This window comes from Salinibacterium sp. TMP30 (assembly GCF_038397785.1).
Classification (GTDB): domain Bacteria; phylum Actinomycetota; class Actinomycetes; order Actinomycetales; family Microbacteriaceae; genus Rhodoglobus.
In genome coordinates this window covers 1018780-1042659 of sequence record NZ_CP151642.1, presented here as the reverse complement: position 1 = coordinate 1042659, position 23880 = coordinate 1018780, and the positions used below count along the sequence as shown (strand labels likewise).

The following is a 23880-nucleotide window of genomic DNA, read 5'->3' as shown; positions in this document are numbered from 1 at the left end:
CCGAACCTACCGCCATACGGTGCCGAAACCCTCAACACTTCTCGTCACTGCGCCGCTAGCGATATCAACCACGTACGTCGTCACACTGCGGGGACGAGAAACCATCACATACTCATCGGAATCGAGCACCGAGACGTTCGGCTGAACCTCAACGGCAACGAACTGTCCGTTCGGCGAAACTCGAAAGTCGAGGATTGCGCCCTTGTCTCCGACCGTTGTGTACAGGATGCGCGAAACCTCACCATCGTCATAGGCGAGAAAACTTCTAAATGCGCCTCCACCTTCCTCGACGACAACCATCTTGGAAACCAAATCACCTGAAGCACGAGCATCGGTATGTCCCAAGAAGGGCTGCTGCCCGTCAATGGGTGACGGATAGAGCCTCGTCTCCGAACCGTCACTCAGAGCAACCGAGGCGCTGCCTCGTGGATCGCTCACAGCCACGTGAGTTCCATCGGCTGAGACTCGATCAAACTCGAAATACTGACCGAGAGGCACCACCTCCCCCGTCGCCGAATCTACCCTCACGAGGGTGGTCGCTGTAGTGAGCGCGACAATGTTCGAGGTTCCCGGAATGAACTGCCAGCCCGACACGCGCATCGGCTCGCCATCGAGACCCGTCACAGCGACGACGTCGCGTCCTCGGTCAAGATCGATCGTGTACAGCGTGTGAGAAGTCGTCTCAATCGGGCCAGGGTCGTCACTCGAGATCGTGAAACCGAGAGTTGATCCCGAGCGTGACCCGTCAATATCCGCCACTTCCCCCACCTCAGGCAACAGAACTCGTTCGGTGATTCCCGTCTGGGGATTCACCAACTGCAACGTGCCCGTACGGTCGGCAGCGGCCGTCGTGAACGCCAGCAGATCACCGACCGGCACAAACTCTTGAATGCCCTCACCCGCGAACAGCACGGAACGTTCAATGCCACTCAATCCAGTGCGCACAATCTCGTCAGTGGGCGTTCCCCGGTCGAGATAATAGAGTTCAGCTGTGCCCGTGGTGAAAGAATACGAAATCGTCGAGGCCGAACCTCCCGAGGAACTCGCCACGTCGTTGACAGTAACCGTGTACTCCGTGTTGTAATCGAGCGGCTCGTCAAATTGCACAGAAACCAAATCGGCTTCGCTCGTGATTCTCACTGCGGCTGCCGGCTCAATAGTCACTGCGCCAGACACCACGGTGGAGACTGCTTGATTGAGGAAAAGCCGCAAAGTTTGGTCGGATGAGGCGACAACGGCATCCGTGTCGAGCTGAGCACTCGATAGCTTCGGCCCCTGCATATAACCCAACGTCAGGAATATCGCACACAGCGCGAGGAGAACGCCAACCGTCCACGCGAATGCGACTCGAAATGAACGGGTGCTAGATCGGTGGCCTCGGCGGCTGAGGCTAATAGAGGTATGGCTCACGCGGCCGCTCCACTGAACTCAATTTTTGGGGAACGAGTACGAGCGACACGTCGCTTCGCGAACTCGGATTGATCTCAAACTTTCCGGTGATCTCGACCCACGCATCGACCTCAAACTCATCGCCCCAGTTGGGCGCATAGACGGCGACTCCGGTCGGCTGGGCATCAACCGCACAGCACGTCACTGTAAAGCGCGAAAGATAGAAGATGTTCTCGGGATCATCCTCACTAGCCGTGATGAAACCCACGACGTTTGCGGTCTTATCTGCGTAGAAACTCGGATCGCTAGTTTGGCGCAACAGGGACGCCCAGTCGACAACGGTAAAGGCTGCGATAAGTGACTGATCAGCACTGGCAACGTCATCCGCATTCTGGCTGTCGCTGCCCACGGTTGACCCAACGATGTCGCGCTGACTGGCCGTGGCACTCGACAGTGTTGTTGGAGGCACGACGACCAGGGAGATCGCGACGACTCCCGAGAGGACTAACGCGATGACGCCGACCAGCTTCGACCACACGTTCGGGGCTGCAGCCTCCTCTGAGTTTCCAGGACGAATAGCAATACTCACCACCCCCAGCACCAGGGCGATCACGGCCATAACGACCGTGAAAACGACATAGCGTGGATGAATGTAGAGCACCAGCTGCTGGGTTGCAGCGAGCCACACGGTCGCGCACACGGCAATCACGATGAGAATGACGCCCCACCAGCGCTGAAGGTTAGGCCACATAGTTGATCACCAACCCAATTACAGCACTCATGAGTGCAACAACTAGTGAGAGTTGCACCAAAACCCTCGCCGTAAACGTAGTGCGCATGATCGCGAGCATCTTGATATCAATGATCGGCCCGAACACTAGGAAGGTGACGATGGAACCGGGCATGAACGTGCTGGCGAACGGCAAGATGAAGAACGCGTCAACGCTGGAACAGACAGAGATGACAAACGCGAGCAGCAGCATCGCCAAAATCGACCACAGCGGGTTGCTCCCGAGCGAGACGAGAACATCGCGCGGAACCGCCACTTGGATCGCGCCGGCGATGAGCGAGCCGATAAACACTGCGGGCATCAGCACACTCGACTCCCGCATGAAAATATCGAGGCTTTTCTCCGAACGCGACTGACGGTGATGATCCGGCCCTGCGGAACACTGCGAGGCGAACCTCTCCGTGAGCAGTGCATGCGGCTGCGGGTGAAGGCTAAAGAGCCACCCCACAATATTCGCGATCGCAAGACCACCAAGAATACGGCCGACGAGGATGCCGTCATCGAATCCGAATGCCTGATGCGTCGTGAGAATCGTGATCGGGTTGATGATGGGCGCTGCCAACAAGAACGTCATCGCCTCGGGCACCGAGAAGCCTTTGAGTACAAGCCCGCGCGCGCGAGGCACATTGCCGCACTCACACACTGGTAGCGCAATTCCGAACAGTGAAATCGCGGCTCGTCGAAAAACTGGCTGCTGAGGCAAATAGCGCATCAGCAGATCGTCGGGTAACCACGTCTGCACGACAATAGAGAGAACGATTCCGAGCACAACAAACGGCAAAGACTCGATGATAACGCTCGTCGCCAGCGTCAGCAGATCTTGCGCGAGCCCAGGAACACCTACTGCGCCTAGTTCACCAGTGAAGGCCCGCAGAGCGAGCACTCCAACGACTCCGAACGTACCAATCGCCAGCCACAGAAAGCGGCGCCGGGAACGACGGGGTCGATGATCATGTCGATGATGATCATCGACGCTCGCTGGCACAGTCAAACTCACAAGCTAACCCTACAAAGTCGTGACCCTAAAAGAAGCCGTGAACGCTCGAAATCTACTCGTCATCGTTTGGTGCGGCGGTCACGGTCTTGCCCTGGCTGCTGGCACGACGCGAGCCACGCGACCTTCCTTGACCCGGCTGCTTCGGCTCGGGAAGAGCCTCAAGAACTGACCCCAAAATCTGCTCGGCGTCGTGAGTGCTGAGTTTCGGTGCAGCGTGCGCCGTCTTCGTTGCCGGCAGATCGAGAATCGCGACTGCTGCTTCTGCAGCGGCCTCGACAACATCGCTAGTCTGAGTCGTCGAGTTGTGCGTCTTCTTCTTAGTCTTCGCGGCATCCGGCTTATGTGACGAACCAGAGTCGTTCGAAGTACCGGAGTTTTCGGACGAACCCGAGTTGTTCGAAGAACCGGGGCTACTCGACGCTCCCGACTTAGGACCCGTCACGGCGGATCCTGAGGCAGCTGCTGGCGTTTCGGCACCGTGCTCCGCATTCGCCACAACAGTGCTCGCAGCTACACGGGCAAGAGCGTTGCGCACATCTTCGGTGATCGCATGGGTTCCGTTACTGCCACCATTGCTGCTGCCGTTACTCGAACCACTGCTAGTCGATTTCGCAGCACCATTGGACTGTTGATTCTGTGAACCAGCGTTGCCGCCAGAGCCTGAATTATTTCCGCCAGAGTTTCCACCGCTGTTATTGCCGCTTCCGCCGCGATTGCGGCCCCGGCGACCACTGCCAGACTGCTCGCTCTGCGTCGGCTGCTGACGGTGCTTGGTGACAGGATCGTGGTGAACAACTACTCCACGGCCGGCGCAGACCTCACAGTTTTCGCTGAAAGTCTCGAGCAAGCCGAGCCCCAACTTCTTGCGAGTCATCTGCACAAGACCGAGCGAGGTGACTTCGGCTACCTGGTGTTTCGTGCGGTCGCGGCTCAAGCATTCGACGAGGCGACGCAACACTAGGTCACGGTTCGATTCGAGCACCATGTCGATGAAGTCGACAACGATGATTCCGCCGATGTCGCGCAGGCGCAACTGACGAACAATCTCCTCAGCAGCCTCAACGTTGTTCTTAGTGACAGTTTCTTCGAGATTTCCGCCCGAGCCAACAAACTTGCCCGTGTTTACGTCAACCACGGTCATAGCTTCGGTACGGTCGATGACGAGCGAGCCACCAGAGGGCAGCCAGACCTTGCGATCAAGAGCCTTCTCGATCTGCTCCGAAACACGGTATTCCTCGAACGAGTCAACAGTGCTCTCGTGAGCCTGCAGTCGATCGAGCAGGTCGGGAGCAACGGATTGTACGTAGTTCTCGATCGTCTTGCGAGCGTCGTCACCCTCAATAACAAGCTTGTGGAAGTCTTCGTTGAAGACGTCACGGATAATCTTGATCAAGAGATCAGGCTCAGAGTGCAGCAGCGCAGGCGCCTGGGCCTTGTCCACCTGCGAGCTGATGTCTGCCCACTGGTTGGTCAGACGGCTCACGTCGAGCGTGAGCTGCTCTTCGGTTGCGCCCTCAGCCGCAGTGCGCACGATGACGCCAACGTTCTCGGGAAGCACCCCCTTGAGAATCTTCTTCAATCGTGAACGCTCGGTGTCAGGAAGTTTGCGGCTAATGCCACTCATCGAGCCGTTCGGCACGTACACAAGGTAGCGACCGGGAAGTGAAACCTGACTCGTGAGTCGGGCACCCTTGTGTCCGACAGGATCTTTAGTGACCTGAACGAGCACGCGGTCGCCTGGCTTGAGCGCGAGCTCAATGCGACGCGCCTGCTGCTTGCCATCTGCAGAATTCTCGGCTGCGGCATCCCAGTCGACTTCGCCAGAATAGAGCACGGCGTTGCGACCGCGCCCGATGTCGACGAACGCTGCCTCCATGCTGGGCAAAACGTTCTGCACGCGACCGAGGTACACGTTACCAATGAGGCTCGCATCCTGGGCCTTAGCGACGTAGTGCTCGACCAAAACGCCGTCTTCAAGAACAGCAATCTGGATGCGATCAAACTTTGAGCGGACCACCATGACGCGGTCGACACTTTCGCGACGGGCGAGAAACTCGCTCTCGGTCACAACGGGACGGCGACGACCAGCGTCGCGGCCATCGCGGCGGCGCTGCTTCTTAGCCTCAAGACGCGTAGAACCTTTGACCTTGGTCGGCTCGTTGCTGGGTTCCGGCTGCTTGCGCGGCTGACGCACCCGCACGACTGTGTTGGGTGACTCATCGCCGGGGCGAGCGTCTTCACCTGAACGGCGTCGCGACCGGCGGCGAACATTGCCTGCTTCGTCTTGGGCTCCATCCTCATCGCCGCGGGTGTCTGCATTCGACTTATTGTCGTTGCGTGACCGTGGGGCGCGGGCAGGAAGCTCCGGCAGATCAGGAGCCTGGAACAGCAGGGATGTCGTCGACGGAGGGGTTGCCGCTTTCCCCTTTTTGGCCGCGGGTGCCTTTTCGCTCGCAACGACGTCGGCAGTTGACTCTGCTGACGACGCCGCACTCTTGCGCGAACGTGAGCGTGCAGGAGCGGACTTCTGCCCCGGTGCGCTATCCCTCTCACCTGCATCGGAACCGGCATCCGCCGGGGTCTCGGTGACCGACGCAGGCACGTCGAGACCAACGTGCTGGTTCGCAGTCTTCGCAGCAGGTCGTTTTGCGGTCTGCGCAGTGCGAGGGGACGTGGATGCTGCGGGCCGCTCTGATGCTGCCGCAGGAGTTTCTGCTGCAGGAGTTTCTGCCGGCGGCGTCTGCGCCACAGGCTTCTCTGCTGCTGCCTTGGAAGCAGGAAGAATGCGGCCAAACAGGCGCTTCTTCTTCGGAACTTCTTTCGAATTATCGCTTTCATTCACCATTGCTGGTGTACTCCTTGCCCTAATAGGCGACCGCGCCACCTACCGGGTACTCTCTCGTGCGCTATTCCCCCACCAAACCTATGGTTGGAGAACCGCTACTAATTCTTCAGGTCCTGCAACGGGCCCGTGGCTCGCGTTGCAGTTGTGCCCTGTCACGACACTTCGGAACTGGCTATCCGACTCGCGCAACAAGCGTTGCGTAACTGGTCCGGTCGCTATGCCCGGTAAGCCTTCTTGGTGTTATTCCGAGCGCGGCTCGGAGTAACTACGGTTCATTATCGCATGCATTCCCAGAAAGTGAGCCTGACGCGCATGCGATAATCCCAGCATGACTGCTTCCGGGGTTCGAAACAGGCCCATTGCCCTCGCCATTTTTTTGATCGTCGCTGGACTCATGGGGCTTTGGGCCTCGTTTCAACTTATGGTCGAGAAGATCGTCTCACTGGAGAACCCAGAAGCTGCACTGAGTTGTGATTTCAGCATCGTCGTTCAGTGCGCCAAAAACTTAGGCTCTGCGCAGGGAGCAGTATTCGGGTTCCCCAACCCCGTCCTTGGACTCATCGGATTCACGGCGCCACTCGTCGTTGGCGCTGCGATTCTGGCCGGCGCCCGTTTCAACAGTTGGTTCTGGGTTTCTTTCAACCTCGGTATCGCTGGTGCATTCGCGTTCTGTCTGTGGCTCGCCTACCAAAGCATTTTCAACCTCAGCACGCTATGCCCATGGTGCATGGTCGTCTGGTCGGTGACCATCCCGATGTTCTGGGCCGTCACCCTGCGAAATCTTAAGGTTGGCGCAATTCCTGCACCGCGCGCGCTGCGCAAAGCAGCCGCCGCGTCGTACAGCTGGGTTCCCGTTATTGCGCTTGCGGGCTACATCATCATCGCGGCAGTCGCGCAGTACCGACTCGACGTGCTCAGCTACCTCTAGAACATCTTTCGCACAAGAGGCCTGCTCCGCACCACTAGCCATATTCCGCGCCAAGCGATTCATGCCGCAGAGGGAACATATCGACGGCGAGAGCCCGACCGAAGCCGCGCCCTCGCCGTTCACTGTGCGCAGCAGGAACCTGTCGCACTGAGTGATTCTTAGGGTTTAGGCGAACCAGAGCGCCAATTCGCGTGCTGCAGACTCCGGTGAGTCGCTGCCGTGCACGAGGTTCTGCTGAACAGCCAGCCCCCAGTCGCGGCCGAGGTCGCCACGGATAGTTCCCGGTGCTGCGGTCGTCGGATCGGTCGTGCCAGCGAGCGATCGGAAACCCTCGATCGCACGGTTGCCTGCGATACGCAAAGCAACGGTTGGGCCCGACTGCATGAAGTCGAGCAGTGGCTCGTAGAACGGTTTGCCTTCGTGTTCTGCGTAGTGCTCCGCGAGCAGATCTACGTCGGCCTGCACGAGGCGCACGTCCACGAGCTGGTAGCCCTTCGCCTCGATCCGGCGAAGGATTTCTCCGGTCAGGTTGCGAGCAACACCATCCGGCTTGATCAGTACGAGTGTCTCTTCGATGTTCATTGTGTCTCCTCATCGGGGGTGGTCATGGGTGATGAGCCAAAAGCTTGTGCCTTGGCTGCGTCGATTTGGCGGCCTTTCACGAAGCAGTAGGTCCAGATTGCGGCGAATCCAGCACCAACCACAAACATGGGGGTGAGGACGAATCCCAGCGCGATGAGGGCCATCTGAAGCGCCCAGCCCACCCACACTGCCCACGGTCGGTGGAGCATCCGTGCCAAAGCAACAAAGACGATGATGAGCACCGCTCCCCCGATAAAAGCGGGCGCGGGAGCCAGTGCCCTGAGTCCGAATGCCGTCAACGCGACAAAGAAGATGAGTGTCGCATCGAGCACCAAGACGATGCTCAGAAGCAGCTCTGTGACGGAGCGGGTTCTTCGCGGGCGCGGCGTTCTACTCACGGCTTCCAGCCCTCCACTGCTGCCAGCGCGAGTGCCTCGCCAACCAGCGAGATCGAACCCGTGACGACGACCGCACGACGCTCGTTTTCGGCGGCCCACCCGCGGGCAAGTTCCATCGCCTCCGTGAAGGAATCGAAGTCAGTGGTCTCTTGAGAGAATTCTCGAACCGTTTCGACGAGCTCTTCTGGTGCCACGGCGCGGTCGGAGTGCGATGCAGTGACATAGAAACGATTCGCTATAGGAGCAAGTGCTTCAATGATTCCCGAGGCATCCTTGTCGTCAAGCACACCGACAACAAACGCAATCTCGTCGAAGGTGAAGTACTCCTTGAGTGCCGCCGCCAGTGCCGTCGCCCCGTGGGGATTGTGTGCGGCATCCACAATCACGGTCGGTTCGGCGCCGATAACCTGTAACCGCCCCGGAGATGACACGGTTGCCAGGCCCTCTGCCAGCACATCGGTGACGAGAGCCTGGCTGCCAGCGCCGAGGAATGACTCAACCGCGGCAATAGCAAGTGCGGCGTTATGCCCCTGAAATTCGCCAAACAGTGGCAAGAAAAGGTCGGAGTAGGTTCCCGCAAGCCCACGGACAGAGATCAGCTGACCGCCGATCGCAACTGCGCTGCTGAGCAACTCAAACGCGTCACCCTCGAAGCCAAGCTTCGACTCCGTGAGATCTGCTGCGCGCTCAAGCTCGATCTGAGCATCAGAAGTCTGCACTGCCGAAACGATCGCGGCGGCTGGCTTGACGATTCCCGCCTTAGTGCGAGCAATTTCTGAGATCGTCGAGCCCAAGCGTTGAGTGTGATCCAGCGCAATCGGACTAAACACGGCCACTTGGCCGTCAGCCACATTGGTGGAATCCCACTCGCCGCCCATCCCAACTTCAAGAATCGCAACGTCAATAGGTGCATCGGCAAAACTGGCGAATGCGAGAACCGTCAAGGCTTCAAAGTAGGTCAAAGGCTCTTCGCCCTTTGCCAGCAGCTCAGCATCAACCATCAAGATGAAGGGGCGGATGTCAGCCCAGTTCGCGGCGAGAGCACGGTTCGAAATCGCCCGGCCATCAACCACGATCCGCTCATTTACGCGGACCAGATGTGGGCTCGTCATGAGCCCCGTGCGCAACCCGTAGGCACGCAAAATGCTCTCAACAATGCGGCTTGTTGAGGTCTTGCCGTTCGTGCCCGTGATGTGGATAACGGGATAGGTGCGCTGCGGGTCACCGATGAGTTCCACGGCACGCCGAGTCGCCTCGAGGCGTGGTTGTGGTGTCTGTTCCCCGATACGAGCAAGCAACTCGTCATAGACGAGGGCGGCATCTTGCGCATACTCGGAATCTTCCAACTCAAAGTCGGAATCGTCGTCAATGTTGGTGCCCTCAAAGCCGTCGGCGAAGGGGCTGAGGTCGGCGAGCGGATGCGCAGCTTCGAGCTCAGCACGCTCTTCGTCGCTCAGCGAATCATCGAAAGATTCATCGGGCTCTACGCTGTCGTCAAATTCATCGTCGCGTTCAGACATTGATTGTTCCCATCTTGGTGATGTCAATCACCAGGCCGCCCGCATTGGCATACTTTCCTGCCGGCAATTCGGTGCGGTACGTCTCAAGTGTGCCCTCTGGAAGCTCATTCACGAAGCTCTCAACGGTGGATTGCACTGCAAGCGTTTCTGAGGCAATCATGGCGCTGTGGAAGCCAATGGCGTCGTGGTCAGCGGAGTCGAGAGCACTGATGGCAAGAGCGATCCGGTCGCTCACGTCGAACCCGGCGGACTTGCGCGCATCCTGAATCATGCGGATCACATCACGCGCCAGTCCCTCAGCAGAAAGCTCGGGGGTAAGTTGCGTGTCGATAATCACAAAGCCACCATCGGCGAGGAATGCGATCGCGCTTGCCTCATCGGCAGCTTCCATCTGGAGCTCGTACTCGGCTGGCTGCAAAGCCATACCATCGACCGAAACTCCGTCAGCGGTTGTCTGCCAGTTGCCTGCCTTGGCTTCCGTGATGACGTGCTGCACCTGTTTGCCGACGCGCGGCCCGAGCGCTCGTGCGTTCACGGTGAGCTTCTTGGTGATGCCGAAGCTCGCCAACGATCCTTCTTCGAGTGCTTCGAACCGCACAGCCTTGACGTTCAGTTCGTCGCGGAGGATGTCGCTAAACAGTGCGAGCGCTTCTGATGCTTCGCTGACGACTGTCAATGATGCCAGTGGTAGTCGAACGCGCAAGCTGCGGGCCTTACGCAGCGCAAGGCTGTTCGACGCGATCTCGCGGACGCGGTCCATTGAGGCAACCAGCTCGTGGTCGCTCGGGAATGCGGATGTGTCGGGCCAGTCGGTGAGGTGCACGCTGCGGCCGTTGGTGAGGCCGCGCCACATCTCTTCCGAGACGAGCGGCAGCAGCGGCGCTGCTACCCTCGCGACGGTTTCGAGCACGGTGTAGAGCGTATCGAACGCGTCGGTGTCGCCGCCGTCCCAGAAGCGGTCGCGACTGCGACGCACGTACCAGTTGGTGAGAACGTCGGCGAAGTCCCGCAATTTCGCGGCCGCCATCGGGCTGTCAAGGGCTTCGAGCTCGGAGGTTACGCCTTCGATGAGTTCGCGGGTTTTCGCCAACAGGTAGCGGTCAAGAACGTTCGTCGAATCGGTGCGCCACGTGGCTTCGTAATTATCAGCAGCGTTCGCATAGAGAGTGAAGAAGTAATACGTGCTCCACAGCGGAAGCAGCATCTGGCGCACGCCGTCGCGGATGCCTTCCTCAGTGACCATAAGGTTTCCGCCACGAATTACCGAGCTCGACATGAGGAACCAGCGCATCGCGTCGGCACCATCACGGTCGAACACTTCAGAGACATCCGGGTAATTACGCAGACTCTTGGACATCTTTTGGCCGTCATTACCCAGCACGATGCCGTGACTGATGACATTCGAGAACGCTGGTCGATCGAACAGTGCGGTCGACAGCGTGTGGAGAGTATAGAACCATCCGCGAGTCTGACCGATGTATTCCACAATGAAGTCAGCAGGGCTGTGGCTGTCGAACCATTCCTGATTTTCGAAAGGGTAGTGCACCTGAGCGAATGGCATCGAGCCTGAATCGAACCAGACATCGAGCACATCTTCAATGCGACGCATCGTCGACTGACCACTCGGGTCGTCCGGGTTGGGTCGAGTCAGTTCGTCGATGAACGGGCGGTGCAGGTCGGGCTCACCATCGTGGTTGAGGGGCAAGCGACCGAAATCGGCTTGGATCTCAGCAAGCGAGCCATAAACATCCACGCGGGGGAAATCGGGGTTGTCGCTCTTCCAGATGGGGATGGGCGAGCCCCAGTAGCGGTTTCGGCTGATCGACCAGTCGCGCGCGTTGCTGACCCACTTGCCGAACTGGCCTTCTTTGACATTCTCAGGAACCCAATTAATTTCCTGGTTCAGTTCACCCATGCGATCGCGAAACTCAGGAACTTTGACGAACCAGCTCGATACCGCCTTATAGATGAGCGGATTGCGGCAACGCCAGCAGTGTGGGTAGGAGTGCTCATAGCTGGCAACCTTGAGCAGGCGACCCTCTTCACGCAGCAGTTTCGTGAGCGGCTTGTTGGCCTCGAATACCTGCATTCCGGCAACGGGCGGTACCGATGGCAAGAACTTGCCGCCATCGTCGACAGAGATTACGACGGGGATGCCGGCAGCGGCACACACGATCTGGTCGTCTTCACCGTAGGCCGGCGCCTGGTGCACGATGCCGGTACCTTCACCGGTGGCAACGTAGTCGGCCACCAAGAACTGCCACGCATTTTCGGTTCCATAGGTCTCGGCATCTTCGTAGAAATCCCAGAGACGGTCGTACCGCACACCGTCGAGTTCAGCGCCCTTGAGTGTGCGCGAGACTGCGGCGAGCGCCTCCTCAGCGGTCTCGTAACCAAGTTCCTTTGCGTACGCCGCTACGGTGTCGCCCGCGAGCAGGTATTGCGCCGAGCCCTCCTCTGAGCCGTCACCTGCACCCAAGGGGCCGGCGGGCAGCAGCGCGTAGTCGATGTCGGGTCCGACAGCGAGTGCAAGGTTGGTGGGCAGGGTCCACGGCGTGGTCGTCCAAGCGAGAGCCTTCACGCCGGTGAGTCCGAGCGCTTCGGCCTTCACTCCGTCGAGAGGGAATGTCACGGTGACGGTCTGGTCTTGACGCATCTTGTAGACGTCGTCATCCATGCGCAGTTCGTGGTTCGAGAGCGGGGTCTCATCGTTCCAGCAGTATGGCAAAACGCGGAAGCCTTCATAGGCGAGGTTCTTCTCATGCAGCTGTTTGAACGCCCAGATGACACTCTCCATGAAGTTCACGTCGAGGGTCTTGTAGTCGTTCTCAAAGTCAACCCAGCGTGCCATGCGGGTCACATACTCTTGCCACTCACCGGTGTACTTGAGCACCGATTCGCGGGCAGCTTCGTTGAACTTGTCGATGCCCATTTCTTCGATCTGGGCCTTCTCGGTGATTCCCAGTTGGCGCATCGCTTCAAGTTCGGCAGGCAGTCCGTGGGTGTCCCAGCCGAAGCGGCGGTGCACTTGCTTGCCGCGCATCGTCTGAAAACGAGGGAAGAGGTCTTTGGCGTAGCCGGTCAGCAAATGACCGTAATGCGGGAGGCCATTAGCAAAGGGTGGGCCATCGTAGAAAACCCGCTCGTCAGCGCCTTCACGCTGATCAATGGATGCCTGAAAAGTGCCGTCTGTCTTCCAGTACGACAGAACCTGCTCTTCAATCGCCGGAAACTTCGGTGACGGTGCTACGGAATCGTCTGAGCGGTGGCGAGGATACGACATGGGGCTCCAGTGGTACGTGGGTGCGGATAATCTGCACGAGGACGACCTTTCAGCCGCGGTACCACCCCGCTTGTGCACCGTGCGGCACACCACTCATGTCGCTGTAACGGGCTTTCCCGTTCGGTTCTACTGCCGACCGCTCCACAACCGGGGCTGCAGTTGAGACGATTTCTTCCGAATGCTCACCGGTGATGGCCGGTTCATAGCGTGTGCATCAATCATAGGTGAGTTGGCTGATGCTTCGCCGCACAGTTCAGCCCCGTTTCGGCCGGCGCTCGTCGCGCTCTACGTTCTGAATTGTCGCCAGCACAGCGGCTCCTCGGGAAGCATCATGCACGGTGACAACAAAACGTTTTCCGTTCACCCGCGTCACCTCGATGGCGTCACCCTTCGAGAGCACGACGCCGCTGCGCCCCTGGGAATCCCAGCGCCACCCATACCCGCCGAACTCTCCCATGGGGTCGATCTGAACTACCGCCACGGACGCGATCTGATCCGGTGCAATCGAAATTCGCGGCCACCCAAAAGCGGAGCGAACTCGGATACCATGCCGGTCGATAATCACACGCCAGGACAGAGTACTCGTGGCGAGCACGAGAGCAACAAGCCCAATCACGGCAGGAACTATCAACTCGTCGGGGTTATTGACAGCTTGAATGATCAGCGTGACGGCGAGAGCAAGGAACACGAGAAGAAGAATTGCGACAACTGGTGATCCGAGTCGGGTGCTACTGGCAAAGTAGAGCCGCTCTGTGGCTGACGCCGCTATCGGTTCAGCGACCGTGCGCGTGCTCGTAACCTTCTCGCCCGGGGGCAAGACAAACCACGACAGCAATGCAAGAATGCTCGCTGCTATGAACGCGATGGCGAGAACACCTCCGATGTTTCCCGCACGTTCGGCGCTCTCCAACCCGCGCTGGATCGCAAGACTTCCCCCGCTCGTTAGGGTCAGCACTGTTGCGAGAAAAATGGATGTCGCGACAAGCACTTTCTGCGCTCGCAATAGCCCTCCGTCGGGTCCGCCTCGCCAGCTCACGACCGCGGCGAATGCGGAGAACAGTAACGTCACCACAAGAGGCAGGGCGATCATTGCGCCCACCGTGGTGTAGCCATCCGGCCCACTGGGTGTCCAATGAGAGGCAACCGGGTTCGGGAGTTCGGGGATCCACAGCGCCATGACGAAAGCACCGGCCATGGCGATCGTAACCGGTACGACGACGCCGATAACAACGATGGCACGCCGACTGCGGGAACGAGTCTCGGTGTGAAGGTCGGTGGGGGTAGTCATCGATATTCCTCTCGGATGAGGGCGGTTAGTGCACTGAGTGAAATGTTGTGGGTGCGAGCTTCGCTCACAAGAGCGGTGACCGCAGTCGTCAGTGCTTCATAGCTGTGACTGACGTCGGAGACAATGGCGCCGCGCCCCCTGCGAAGTTCGATAAAGCCTTCATCGCGGAGTTCTTGGTACGCGCGCAACACTGTATGCATGTTGATGCCTAGAGATTCCGCTAGCTCTCGAGCACTGGGTAGGCGCTCGTTCGTGCTGAGTCGGCCTTCGAGCACTCCCTGTCGAATGCTCGCAGAGAGCTGCTCAAAGAGCGGCACATCAGACGCGGTATCAACACGGATCAACATGAGTGCAATAGTAGTTGTTATAGCTCAACTAGCACAAGACCTCCGGCGATTCCGTGCCGGCTAAGCGTCGAATTGTTTCTTCTCGCACAAATACGCGAGATGTTTTTGGCAACCACTAAGGACATCCGAGGCCCAAGTATGACTAGGGTTATTGGCGCACCGGCTTTCTCAGCTTGGGCTCTCCACTGATCGCAGACAAGGAAAGGGGCGTCGCGTGTCGACACTCACTTTGACCCTCGGCCGACCCACACTCGCCGACACCATCTTTTCTCGCAGCCTCACGACCGACCTCGTCCTGGTTGGCGCGGGTGCTGCGCTCACTGCCGCCATGGCACAGCTCGTCGTTCCCCTTTACCCCGTACCAATCACTGGCCAAACGCTGGCCGTATTGCTCGTCGGAAGCACCCTTGGTGCAACTCGAGGCATGTTGGCGATGCTGCTCTATGCAATTCTCGGCATCGTGGGCTTGCCCGTGTTCTCGGAGGCGTCCTCGGGCCTTGGAGTGCTCGCTGGCACCACCGGGGGCTACATCGTCGGCTTTATCTTCGCGGCAGGGCTCACTGGATGGCTCGCACAGCGCGATTGGGACAAAAAGTTTCTCGGCGCCGCAGTGTCATTCCTCGCGGGCACCGGTCTTACCTTCGTTTTCGGGCTCACCTGGTTGGCACTCGTAACGGGCGGATCACTTGAGCAGGTTCTCGCGTGGGGCCTTTACCCCTTCATCATTGGTGGAGTGATCAAGGCCGCCATCGCCGCTGCCATCATCCCGTCGACGTGGAAGCTTTCGGCGGCAATCGCACGCAAACGCAACCAGTAGCTACTACTTAGCTTCATCAATCGGGTCGGCTTCGCTCACGCGAACCGGCCCGATTTTTCGGGTGCTAGACTTTATGTACTGAGTTCAACAACGCTCAATCCGCTCGCACCCGAGCAGCTTCCCTCCCACACAAAAGGACCACATTGAGCGCGCCCCGCCATCTTCTGCTCCCCCTCGCCATCGCTGCGACCGCGGCACTGCTCGCGGGATGCACCGCGACACCAGAACCTGCTGCTGAGCCCATCTCCGGTGGAACGCTCGTGTACGCCACTGGAGACGCAGAACCCGGATGCCTAGATCCGCACGTCGGAGGCAACTACCCCCAAGCGCTCATCAGCACTCAGTACATTGAGTCGCTGGTGTCAAAGAATGCCGACGGAGAAATCATCCCGTGGTTGGCAACCGAATGGACCCCCAGCGATGATGGCCTCACTTGGGACTTCACACTGCGCGACGACGTCACCTTCACCGACGGCACACCCTTCGATGCCGAGGCAGTGAAGGCCAACATCGAACACTTGAAAGACCCAAACACCGCGTCATCCACTGGCTACCTCGCTGTCGGCAAGATCGACGGCATCGAAGCTATTGCCGCCAACCAGGTGCGCTTCACGCTGTCTGCACCCGATAGCGCGCTCCTCGAGTCGCTCTCCCAGCCCTGGGTGGGCGTCCAATCCCCCACGGCACTCGAGCGCGACCAAGCAACAAACTGCGAGAGCCCCGTGGGTACTGGACCATTCATCATCACCGAGTGGGTCAAACAACAGTCGATCACTCTGGAGCGCAACGAAAACTACAACTCCGCTCCTGACGATGCCGAGCACAGCGGTCCCGCCCTTCTCGACTCGCTCGAATGGCGGTTCATCCCCGATGCCGCAACTCGCTACGCAGCCCTCCAGTCTGGCGACGTAGATGTCATCGACAACGCGCAGCCGAACAACATCTCCTCCGCCGAGAGCGATCCCGCTACTGCCGAGCTCAATGCTCCCCGCCCCGGAGCATCGAATCGACTCGAACTGAACTCGGGCAAGGCGCCGTTTGATGACGAACGCGTTCGTGAGGCCTTCATCCGGGCAGTCGATGTCTCCCCCGGTATCGACAGCCTGTTCTTTGGCACAGCTGAGCGCTCCTATTCAGTTCTCTCGAGCGTTGAACCCGACGGCGTCTCGTTGCCCGATACCTTCACCGTCGACCCGGATGCGGCCAACGCGCTGCTTGACGACGCCGGCTGGGACACGATCGACAGCGACGGCTATCGCACGAAAGACGGTGTGCGTTTGACTCTTGACTTCCCGATTAGCACCAACCAGTCGATTCCGGCCGAGCAGTCGCTATTCGAACAGATTCAGGCGTCAGCCAAAGACGTGGGCTTCGAAATAAATCTGAACCCGACAGACCTTTCATCGTGGTACGGCGCCCTCTTTACGAACGAGTACAACCTTGTGAGCGCTCCCTACACTAAGGTCGGCCCAGACGTGCTGCGGATCCTCTACCACTCCGACTCGATCATCCCGGCTCCGAGCGGCTACTACGCAAACCTGGCCCAGATCAGCGATCCTGCGCTTGATGAGATCCTGACGACGGCGAGCCAGACCTCGGATGCCGCCGAGCGAGCCGCACTGTACGAAGAAGCACAGTCGATCATTATTGATGGCTACTACGTGCTTCCCCTCTATGACCAGCAGAACCACTACCTCTACAGCACGAGCGTCGAGGGGTTCCGCGCCCTCCCCACCGTTTCGGCTCCCACCTTCTACGACGCGTGGCTTAACGACTAGGAACTCCTGTCGTGACGGATCGGTCAGACATTACCGCCGAGCGGCTCTCCACTCGGCCGGCAGCGCGATTGCGTTCGCTGGCGTGGGTCGTGCGCCGTTTCGGCGGTGGTCTATTTGTTTTGTGGATGGTGGCTACCGTCATCTTCTTCGCACTCCGGCTGATTCCCGGCGATCCCGTAGACGCAATCTTGGGTGGCCCAGGGTCACAGGCATCCGCTGAAGCGGTCGCTCAAATTCGCGCTGATTACGGTCTCGATCAGCCGTTAATTGTCCAGTATTTTTTAGCGATGGCGAAGCTCGCGATGGCTGACTTCGGCACGTCATACGCGCTCAAAATTGCGGTGGCGCCGTATGTGCTCACGCAACTGTGGTCGACGCTCGTGCTCACAATTGCCTCACTCGTTGTTGCGTGGATACTGGCCGTCGCGCTGACGCTGGTCACGAGCGGTCGCGGTGGGCCGGCGCGCGCTGTGGGGTCCGGGCTCGAACTGCTCGCTGCGGCCGTGCCGCATTTCTGGCTTGCCTCGCTGCTAATCATTGTTCTGAGCAACACCCTCCACTGGCTCCCCCCGATCAGCGTTCCCGGGCCACTCGGGCTCATCTTGCCTGTGCTCACACTCGCTCTCCCCCTGACCGGATTCTTGGGCCAACTCATGAGGGAATCGCTCGCAAACGCCTACGAGCAACCCTTCGTGGTTTCCGCTCGCGCCCGAGGGGAAAGTGAGTGGGGCGTGCGATTCCGTCATGTGCTGCGTCACGCCGCGCTCCCCGGAATTTCTCTCTCAGGTTGGGCATTCGGGTCGCTGCTGAGCGGCGCCGTGGTCGTGGAGACCATTTTTGCGCGACCAGGGTTAGGGCGCACACTGTTGAGCGCTGTCTCCATCCGTGACATCCCTGTCGTTACTGCGGTAGCCCTGCTGTCGGCGCTCACCTTCATCATCGTCACGGTCGCGACCGACGCCATCGATCGAATCGTCGACCCCAGGGTGGCCAAACAGTGACTGAGATCCTTGCTGGCCGACTGAGTCGGAGCAACCCGGCTGGGCCGACAGCAAACCGGTGGCAGCAACTGGGCCGCAACGCCGGGGCCGCTGTGGCGATTGCGGCGTTGCTGGTGATTCTGATCGCCGCGATTTCGCCCCAATTGTTGACTTCGGCTGATCCGGATGCCGTAGCTCCGGTTGACGCTTTTCAGTCCCCGTCACTAGCGCACCTCTTCGGCACCGACGAATCAGGGCGCGATGTGTACACGCGCGTCGTGTTCGGGGCAGCTAACTCACTACTCATTGGCATTGCTGCCACGGTTGTTGGGCTCAGTCTCGCTCTCGTATTGGGCATGCTCGGCGGGCTCGGGGGCCGCGTTGGTGACTTTGTGAGCACGAGAGTCGTCGAAGTGATGTTCGCGTTGCCCGGCCTACTGCTCGCGCTCGTTTTCATCGCCATTGCGGGGCCCGGAGTGGTCACGTCGACAGTGGCGGTGGGGCTCTCCACTGCGCCGGGGTATGCCCGCATCATCCGGAGTCAACTGCGCAGTGTGCGCAACTCGGGCTACGTTGAAGCAGCAACCGTGCTCGGGCATTCACGACTCAGAATCGTTGTGCAACACATTCTCCCTGGTGCGCTGGCCCCCATTTTCGTGTTGGGAACGCTCGGAGTCGGTCAAGCGATTGTGTGGGCTTCATCGCTCGGATTCTTGGGGCTCGGCGTCGCACCGCCAGCAGCCGAATGGGGCGCAATGCTGTCGAGCGGTCGCACCTACATCGATGTGGCGTGGTGGCTGACGGTGTTCCCGGGGCTCGCCATCGTCGCAACCGCAGCGTCGTTCACCGTGCTTGGCCGTGCGCTCAATGAGCGAACCCGTCAGGGGGCACTCGGATGACCGCGCAGCCGTTACTGAGAGTGAAGAACCTGAGCGTGCATTTCGACCGCACGGCCGCACCCGCTGTTGACAGCATCAGCTTTGATGTGCGCGCTGGCGAATGTCTCGCCATTGTGGGGGAATCAGGGTCAGGCAAGAGCCTTACCGCCCGATCACTGCTCGGCCTCGAACCACAGAATGCGCACGTGAGTTTCGACACTGTGACGCTGCAAGACGAACCTCTGCCTGCCGCCAGATCACGGCGTTGGCGCGCCATTAGAGGCGCATCCATTGGTCTCGTGCTTCAGGATGCCCTGGTTTCGCTCGACCCGCTTCGCCCGGTCGGCCGAGAGATTGACGATGTGTTGCGACTGCACACGACACTGACCCACGCCCAGCGACACCGCCGCGTGCTCGAGTTGCTCGATGCGGTCGGCGTTCCCGACCCCGCGCTGCGTGCGCAGCAGCGCTCTGGCGAACTCTCGGGAGGGCTCCGGCAACGAGCCCTCATTGCGACAGCGCTTGCAGCAGGGCCCCCGCTGATTATTGCCGACGAGCCGACAACCGCGCTCGATGTGACAGTGCAAGCAAAAGTGTTGACTCTGTTGCGGTCCCTCACCAATAGCGGCACCGCCCTCATCCTCATCACCCACGACCTCGCCGTTGTCTCGCGCGTCGCCGATCGAGTCGCAGTAATGAGTCGGGGGCGCATCGTCGAAAGCGGCGACACTGCGACCGTGCTCAACGCTCCATCTGCGGTCGAAACTCAACAGCTGCTGGCATCGATCCCCGTGGATGTTCCTCGCGGGGTGCCATTGCTCAGCAACGCCATTCGGCATCTCGCGCTGCGGCCTCACGCGCCTGTTGATGATGGCGCGATGGAATCCCCTGCGGATGCTACGACGTCAGCTCGTCGGTTGACGCCTGCGCATCAAATGACGCCTGCGCTTCAACTGAGAGCTGTGTCCCGTCAATTTCCGACTCGCACTGGCGCACCGATCCAAGCGCTAAGTGGTGTGTCGCTCACTCTCGAAACCGGAACCACCTTGGGACTTGTCGGGCAATCGGGTTCCGGCAAGACCACGATTGCTCGCATCGCGCTCGGACTCGAAACTGCCGATAGCGGCGAGATTCTGCTCAACGGCACCGAATGGGGTTCACTCAATGCCCGCGAGCGCCGCCCTCTGCGACATACCCTCGGGGCGATCTACCAGGACCCCTTGAGCTCATTCGATCCTCGCTTGAGTGTTGAACGAATCCTGATCGATGCTCTTAGTGCCACCGCCTCTACTGCCAGCGAAACGAGTCAGCTGTCGTCCGTGGACGAACTCTTGGATGCCGTTGACCTGCCACGAAACCTCAAGAACCGTCGACCTCTCCACCTTTCGGGTGGCCAGCGACAGCGCGTCGCCATTGCCCGCGCTTTGGCTCCCGAGCCACTCACGCTCCTCTGCGACGAACCGGTGTCTGCATTGGATGTGTCTACGCAGGCGCGAGTGTTAGATCTACTCGATGACCTACAAAGACACCTCGGGCTCAGTTACCTATTCATCTCCCACGATTTGGGAGTGATCCGCCACATGAGCGACACTGTGGCCGTGATCAACGACGGGCGCATTGTGGAGACTGGCCCAACTGATGAAATTTTTACCTCACCACAAGCCCCCTACACTCGGTCGCTTATCGCAGCCCTCCCTCGGGTGCACCGCTCGGGGTCACTAAGCGCGGCACCATCACGAACGCAACCGGGTAAGTGAGAGGATGATGCAGTGACGACCACTCGACATCCCGGCCTGGGGCGACCCCCCGCTGCTTCGCGTGAACTTCTCCAAGAAGCTGCATTCGAACTCTTCGTCGAGAACGGTTACATCGGCACGACGGTTGACCAGATCGCCACGAGAGCGGGTGTTAGCCGCAATACCTTCTTTAACTATTTTGATGCCAAAGGTGACGTGTTCTGGGTCGAGCTCGATGCGATGACTGAGCGTCTGAAAGTTGCCCTTGCCGCCGGATCTTCGGTTGCTTCGACGGCCCCCACCGCTGTTTTCGGCATCCGAAACGCAGTTCTGGCGGCGATTGCCCCGCTGGACTCAGAACACGTACCTTTTGTCTTGACGCAGTACGACATGATCGGCAGCATCACTGAGTTGCAGGCATCCGCAATGAGTCGCTTCACCAGCCAGGCCCGACTTCTCGGCGAGTATTTGCGACGCAACGGTGTCCACTCGGATGCTGCTCGGGCTCAGGCCTATAGCCTCATCGCGTGTGTCATCGCCGCGGCGCAAGAGTGGGCGCAAGCGGGGCCTCAACGCGGGCGGCTTGAACCCTACGTTCAGAGCGCAATCGACGTCGCACTCAACGCCGAGTAGAATTCTTCTACATCTCACACTCAGGCACCTCTTTTTGACTCGGTGCCGCATATATCGAACCGGAGTATTTATGTCGTCGAGCGTTCCCGACAAGCCCGCCCTAGAAGGCCTCGAAGATAAGTGGGCTCCTGTGTGGGAGAACGAAGGCACTTACCGGTTCGATCGCCGCAAGGCGCTGGCGGATGGCTCTGGCGGCGTATTCTCGGTCGACACTCCCCCACCGACGGCATCCGGCAGTCTGCACATCGGTCATGTGTTCAGCTACACGCACATGGACTTAGTGACCCGCTTCCAGCGCATGCGCGGAAAAGACATCTTCTACCCGATGGGGTGGGATGACAATGGTCTCCCCACCGAACGTCGGGTTCAGAACTATTACGGAGTGCGTTGCGATCCCACGCTCCCGTATGACGAGAGCTTTGAGCCTCCGCAGCACGGCGGTGAAGGCAAGTCGACGAAGGCCGCAGCCCAGCTGCCCATTTCGCGCCGCAACTTTGTGGAACTATGCGAAGAGCTCACTGCCGAAGATGAGAAGCAGTTTGAAGATCTTTGGCGCCAGCTTGGCCTCAGCGTTGACTGGAACCTCACCTATCGCACCATCGGCGACGATGCTCAGCGCGCCGCTCAGCGTGCGTTCCTGCGCAATCTCGACCGCGGCGAGGCCTATCAGGCCTACGCTCCGACTCTCTGGGATATCACGTTCCGCACCGCCGTTGCCCAAGCTGAACTTGAAGACAAAGAGCAACCTGCCGCGTACCACCGTCTCGCCTTCCATAAGGTCGACGGCGACGACATCCACATCGAAACGACGCGCCCCGAGCTGTTGCCAGCCTGTGTTGCTCTCGTAGCCCACCCCGACGACGAGCGCTACAAGCACCTCTTCGGGACCATGGTGACGACACCGATCTTCGGTGTTGAGGTTCCCATCCTTGCCCACCATCTTGCTCAGCAAGACAAGGGTTCGGGAATCGCTATGATTTGTACATTCGGTGACGTCACCGACGTGGTCTGGTGGCGCGAACTCGATCTGCCCAACCGCACCATCATTGGTGCTGACGGTCGCATCATTGCCGACCCGCCCGACGTCATTGTGAGCGACGCTGCGCACGCTGCCTACGCCGAACTCGCCGGCAAGACAGTTTTCAGCGCAAAAGCAGCAATGGTCGACTTGCTCAAGGAGTCGGGCGAGATGATCGGCGACCCCAAGCCGATTCAGCACCAGGTGAAGTTCTTCGAGAAAGGCGACAAGCCGCTCGAGATCATTTCGACTCGTCAGTGGTACATCAGCAACGGTGCCCGCGACGAAAAGCTGCGTGGCCGCCTCATTGAGGCTGGCAAACAAATCAACTTCACGCCAGACCACATGCGGGTGCGTTACGACAACTGGGTTGGTGGCCTCACCGGCGACTGGCTCATTTCGCGCCAACGCTTTTTCGGTGTGCCGATCCCCGTGTGGTACGAACTGGATGCCGACGGAGTCAAGGGTGCTCCGATCGTTCCGAGCGAGGCTTCGCTACCGATTGACCCGTCATCCGATACGGCACCGGGCTACAGCGAAGACCAGCGTGGTGCTCCGGGCGGTTTCGAGGGCGAACTCGACATCATGGATACGTGGGCCACGTCATCTCTCACCCCGCAGATTGCCGGCGGCTGGGAGACCGATCCCGAGCTCTTCGACCTCGTGTTCCCGTACTCGCTGCGCAGCCAGGGCCAAGACATCATCCGTACCTGGTTGTTTTCGACCGCGCTGCGCTCCGAACTCGAACACGGCACTGTGCCGTGGCGGAATGCTGGGATCTCCGGTTTCATCGTCGACCCCGACCGCAAGAAAATGTCGAAGTCTAAGGGCAACGTAGTAACCCCCAAGGGAATGCTCGATGACCACGGTTCGGACGCTGTGCGCTATTGGGCAGCATCCAGTCGACTGGGTACCGACGCTGCCTTCGACCCGCAGAACCCCAAGCAGATCAAGATCGGTCGCCGACTCGCGATCAAAGTGTTAAATGCGTCGAAGTTCGTGTACTCGTTTCCTGCCCCTGCTGGTGTTTCTGCGGAGTCCGGCGCGACGGTAACGCAGGCGCTCGATCTCGAGATGCTTGCCGAACTAGCATCGGTGGTCACGCAAGCCACCAGTGCTCTCGAAGGCTTTGATCACGCAAAAGCACTCGAAGTGACCGAAAAATTCTTCTGGACCTTCTGCGACGACTACCTCGAACTCGTGAAGGAACGTGCCTACGGTGCCGGCACCCCAGAAGCGCAGGCCAGCGCCAACATTGCGCTGCACACTGCGATCGACGTATTCCTGCGTCTCTTCGCTCCGTTCCTCCCCTTCGCTACAGAAGAGGTGTGGCGGTGGACTCACGACACCTCAGTCCACACCGCAACCTGGCCGAGCGCCGATGAGCTCGGCGTTAGCGCTGACCCCACCGGACTGTTCTCAGCGGTCAGCCAGGCGCTCATCAGCATTCGTCGAGCAAAGACCGATGCTAAGGCTTCCCAGAAGACCGAGGTGAGCTCAGCAACCCTCGCGGGGCCAGCCCTTATCGGTGCCGCAATCGACGACCTGAAGGCTGTGGGTCGCATCCATGAGCTCACGATTGTCGAAGCCGAGGAGATCGAAGTTCGCGACATCGTTCTCATTGAGGCGGCGCCTGAAGGTTCGGCATAACGGCCAAAAACCGCGTATTGTGG

Annotated in this window: 18 protein-coding genes; 8 read left to right on the top strand and 10 right to left on the bottom strand. The window is 59.5% G+C overall.

The features are described 5' to 3' along the window. Positions 1-6 precede the first annotated feature (6 nt). From AADH44_RS05085 to AADH44_RS05070, 4 genes are all read right to left on the bottom strand, one after another. On the bottom strand, positions 7-1281 hold the full coding sequence (locus tag AADH44_RS05085; RefSeq protein WP_341954446.1) for an Ig-like domain-containing protein: 1275 nt from the start codon (positions 1279-1281) through the stop codon (positions 7-9). Between the two features lie 109 nt (positions 1282-1390). Continuing rightward, a complete protein-coding gene (locus AADH44_RS05080) occupies positions 1391-2140 on the bottom strand; it encodes a TIGR03943 family protein (RefSeq protein ID WP_341954444.1) in 750 nt (249 codons plus the stop codon). Further along, entirely contained in the window at positions 2130-3176 is a 1047-nt protein-coding gene (locus tag AADH44_RS05075; RefSeq protein WP_341954443.1) for a permease, read from the bottom strand. The genes AADH44_RS05080 and AADH44_RS05075 overlap by 11 nt, the downstream gene beginning before the upstream one ends. Positions 3177-3228: 52 nt before the next feature. Continuing rightward, entirely contained in the window at positions 3229-6021 is a 2793-nt protein-coding gene (locus AADH44_RS05070) for an Rne/Rng family ribonuclease (protein ID WP_341954441.1), read from the bottom strand. Between the two features lie 328 nt (positions 6022-6349). On the opposite strand from AADH44_RS05070, the gene AADH44_RS05065 reads away from it, so the two are divergent. Next, on the top strand, positions 6350-6949 hold the full coding sequence (locus tag AADH44_RS05065) for a vitamin K epoxide reductase family protein (protein ID WP_341954440.1): 600 nt from the start codon (positions 6350-6352) through the stop codon (positions 6947-6949). Between the two features lie 165 nt (positions 6950-7114). On the opposite strand, the gene ndk is transcribed toward AADH44_RS05065, so the two are convergent. From ndk to AADH44_RS05035, 6 genes are all read right to left on the bottom strand, one after another. Further along, positions 7115-7531: a nucleoside-diphosphate kinase gene (gene ndk, locus AADH44_RS05060; protein WP_341954438.1), complete on the bottom strand. Its 417-nt coding sequence runs from the start codon at positions 7529-7531 to the stop codon at positions 7115-7117. After that, on the bottom strand, positions 7528-7929 hold the full coding sequence (locus tag AADH44_RS05055; protein WP_341954436.1) for a DUF4233 domain-containing protein: 402 nt from the start codon (positions 7927-7929) through the stop codon (positions 7528-7530). Before AADH44_RS05055 ends, ndk begins: the two co-directional genes overlap by 4 nt. Beyond that, positions 7926-9449, bottom strand: a complete 1524-nt coding sequence (locus tag AADH44_RS05050) for a folylpolyglutamate synthase/dihydrofolate synthase family protein (RefSeq protein ID WP_341954434.1) — start codon at positions 9447-9449, stop codon at positions 7926-7928. Before AADH44_RS05050 ends, AADH44_RS05055 begins: the two co-directional genes overlap by 4 nt. Then, positions 9442-12732: an isoleucine--tRNA ligase gene (gene ileS / locus AADH44_RS05045; protein WP_341954432.1), complete on the bottom strand. Its 3291-nt coding sequence runs from the start codon at positions 12730-12732 to the stop codon at positions 9442-9444. Before ileS ends, AADH44_RS05050 begins: the two co-directional genes overlap by 8 nt. Before the next feature lie 253 nt (positions 12733-12985). Beyond that, positions 12986-14020 carry a hypothetical protein gene (locus AADH44_RS05040; protein WP_341954431.1) on the bottom strand — a complete coding sequence of 345 codons (1035 nt, stop codon included), beginning with the start codon at positions 14018-14020 and terminating at the stop codon, positions 12986-12988. After that, complete coding sequence (locus AADH44_RS05035) at positions 14017-14367, bottom strand: GntR family transcriptional regulator (RefSeq protein WP_341954430.1); 351 nt, start codon at positions 14365-14367, stop codon at positions 14017-14019. Before AADH44_RS05035 ends, AADH44_RS05040 begins: the two co-directional genes overlap by 4 nt. Before the next feature lie 214 nt (positions 14368-14581). On the opposite strand from AADH44_RS05035, the gene AADH44_RS05030 reads away from it, so the two are divergent. The 7 genes from AADH44_RS05030 to valS all read left to right on the top strand — a co-directional run bounded on the left by AADH44_RS05030 (position 14582) and on the right by valS (position 23857). Then, complete coding sequence (locus tag AADH44_RS05030) at positions 14582-15184, top strand: biotin transporter BioY (protein WP_341954428.1); 603 nt, start codon at positions 14582-14584, stop codon at positions 15182-15184. A 143-nt stretch (positions 15185-15327) separates the two neighbouring features. Beyond that, the gene (locus AADH44_RS05025; protein ID WP_341954426.1) at positions 15328-16962 is read left to right on the top strand and encodes an ABC transporter substrate-binding protein; all 1635 of its coding nucleotides are present in this window, start codon (positions 15328-15330) and stop codon (positions 16960-16962) included. 11 nt (positions 16963-16973) lie between these two features. Continuing rightward, a complete protein-coding gene (locus AADH44_RS05020; RefSeq protein WP_341954424.1) occupies positions 16974-17963 on the top strand; it encodes an ABC transporter permease in 990 nt (329 codons plus the stop codon). Further along, positions 17960-18841, top strand: a complete 882-nt coding sequence (locus AADH44_RS05015; RefSeq protein ID WP_341954423.1) for an ABC transporter permease — start codon at positions 17960-17962, stop codon at positions 18839-18841. The genes AADH44_RS05020 and AADH44_RS05015 overlap by 4 nt, the downstream gene beginning before the upstream one ends. Further along, the gene (locus AADH44_RS05010; protein ID WP_341954422.1) at positions 18838-20577 is read left to right on the top strand and encodes an ABC transporter ATP-binding protein; all 1740 of its coding nucleotides are present in this window, start codon (positions 18838-18840) and stop codon (positions 20575-20577) included. Before AADH44_RS05015 ends, AADH44_RS05010 begins: the two co-directional genes overlap by 4 nt. 12 nt (positions 20578-20589) lie before the next feature. Continuing rightward, positions 20590-21189: a TetR/AcrR family transcriptional regulator gene (locus tag AADH44_RS05005; RefSeq protein WP_341954419.1), complete on the top strand. Its 600-nt coding sequence runs from the start codon at positions 20590-20592 to the stop codon at positions 21187-21189. 70 nt (positions 21190-21259) lie between these two features. Then, positions 21260-23857, top strand: coding sequence for a valine--tRNA ligase (gene valS, locus AADH44_RS05000; protein WP_341954418.1), 2598 nt, complete (start codon positions 21260-21262; stop codon positions 23855-23857). Positions 23858-23880 lie beyond the last annotated feature (23 nt).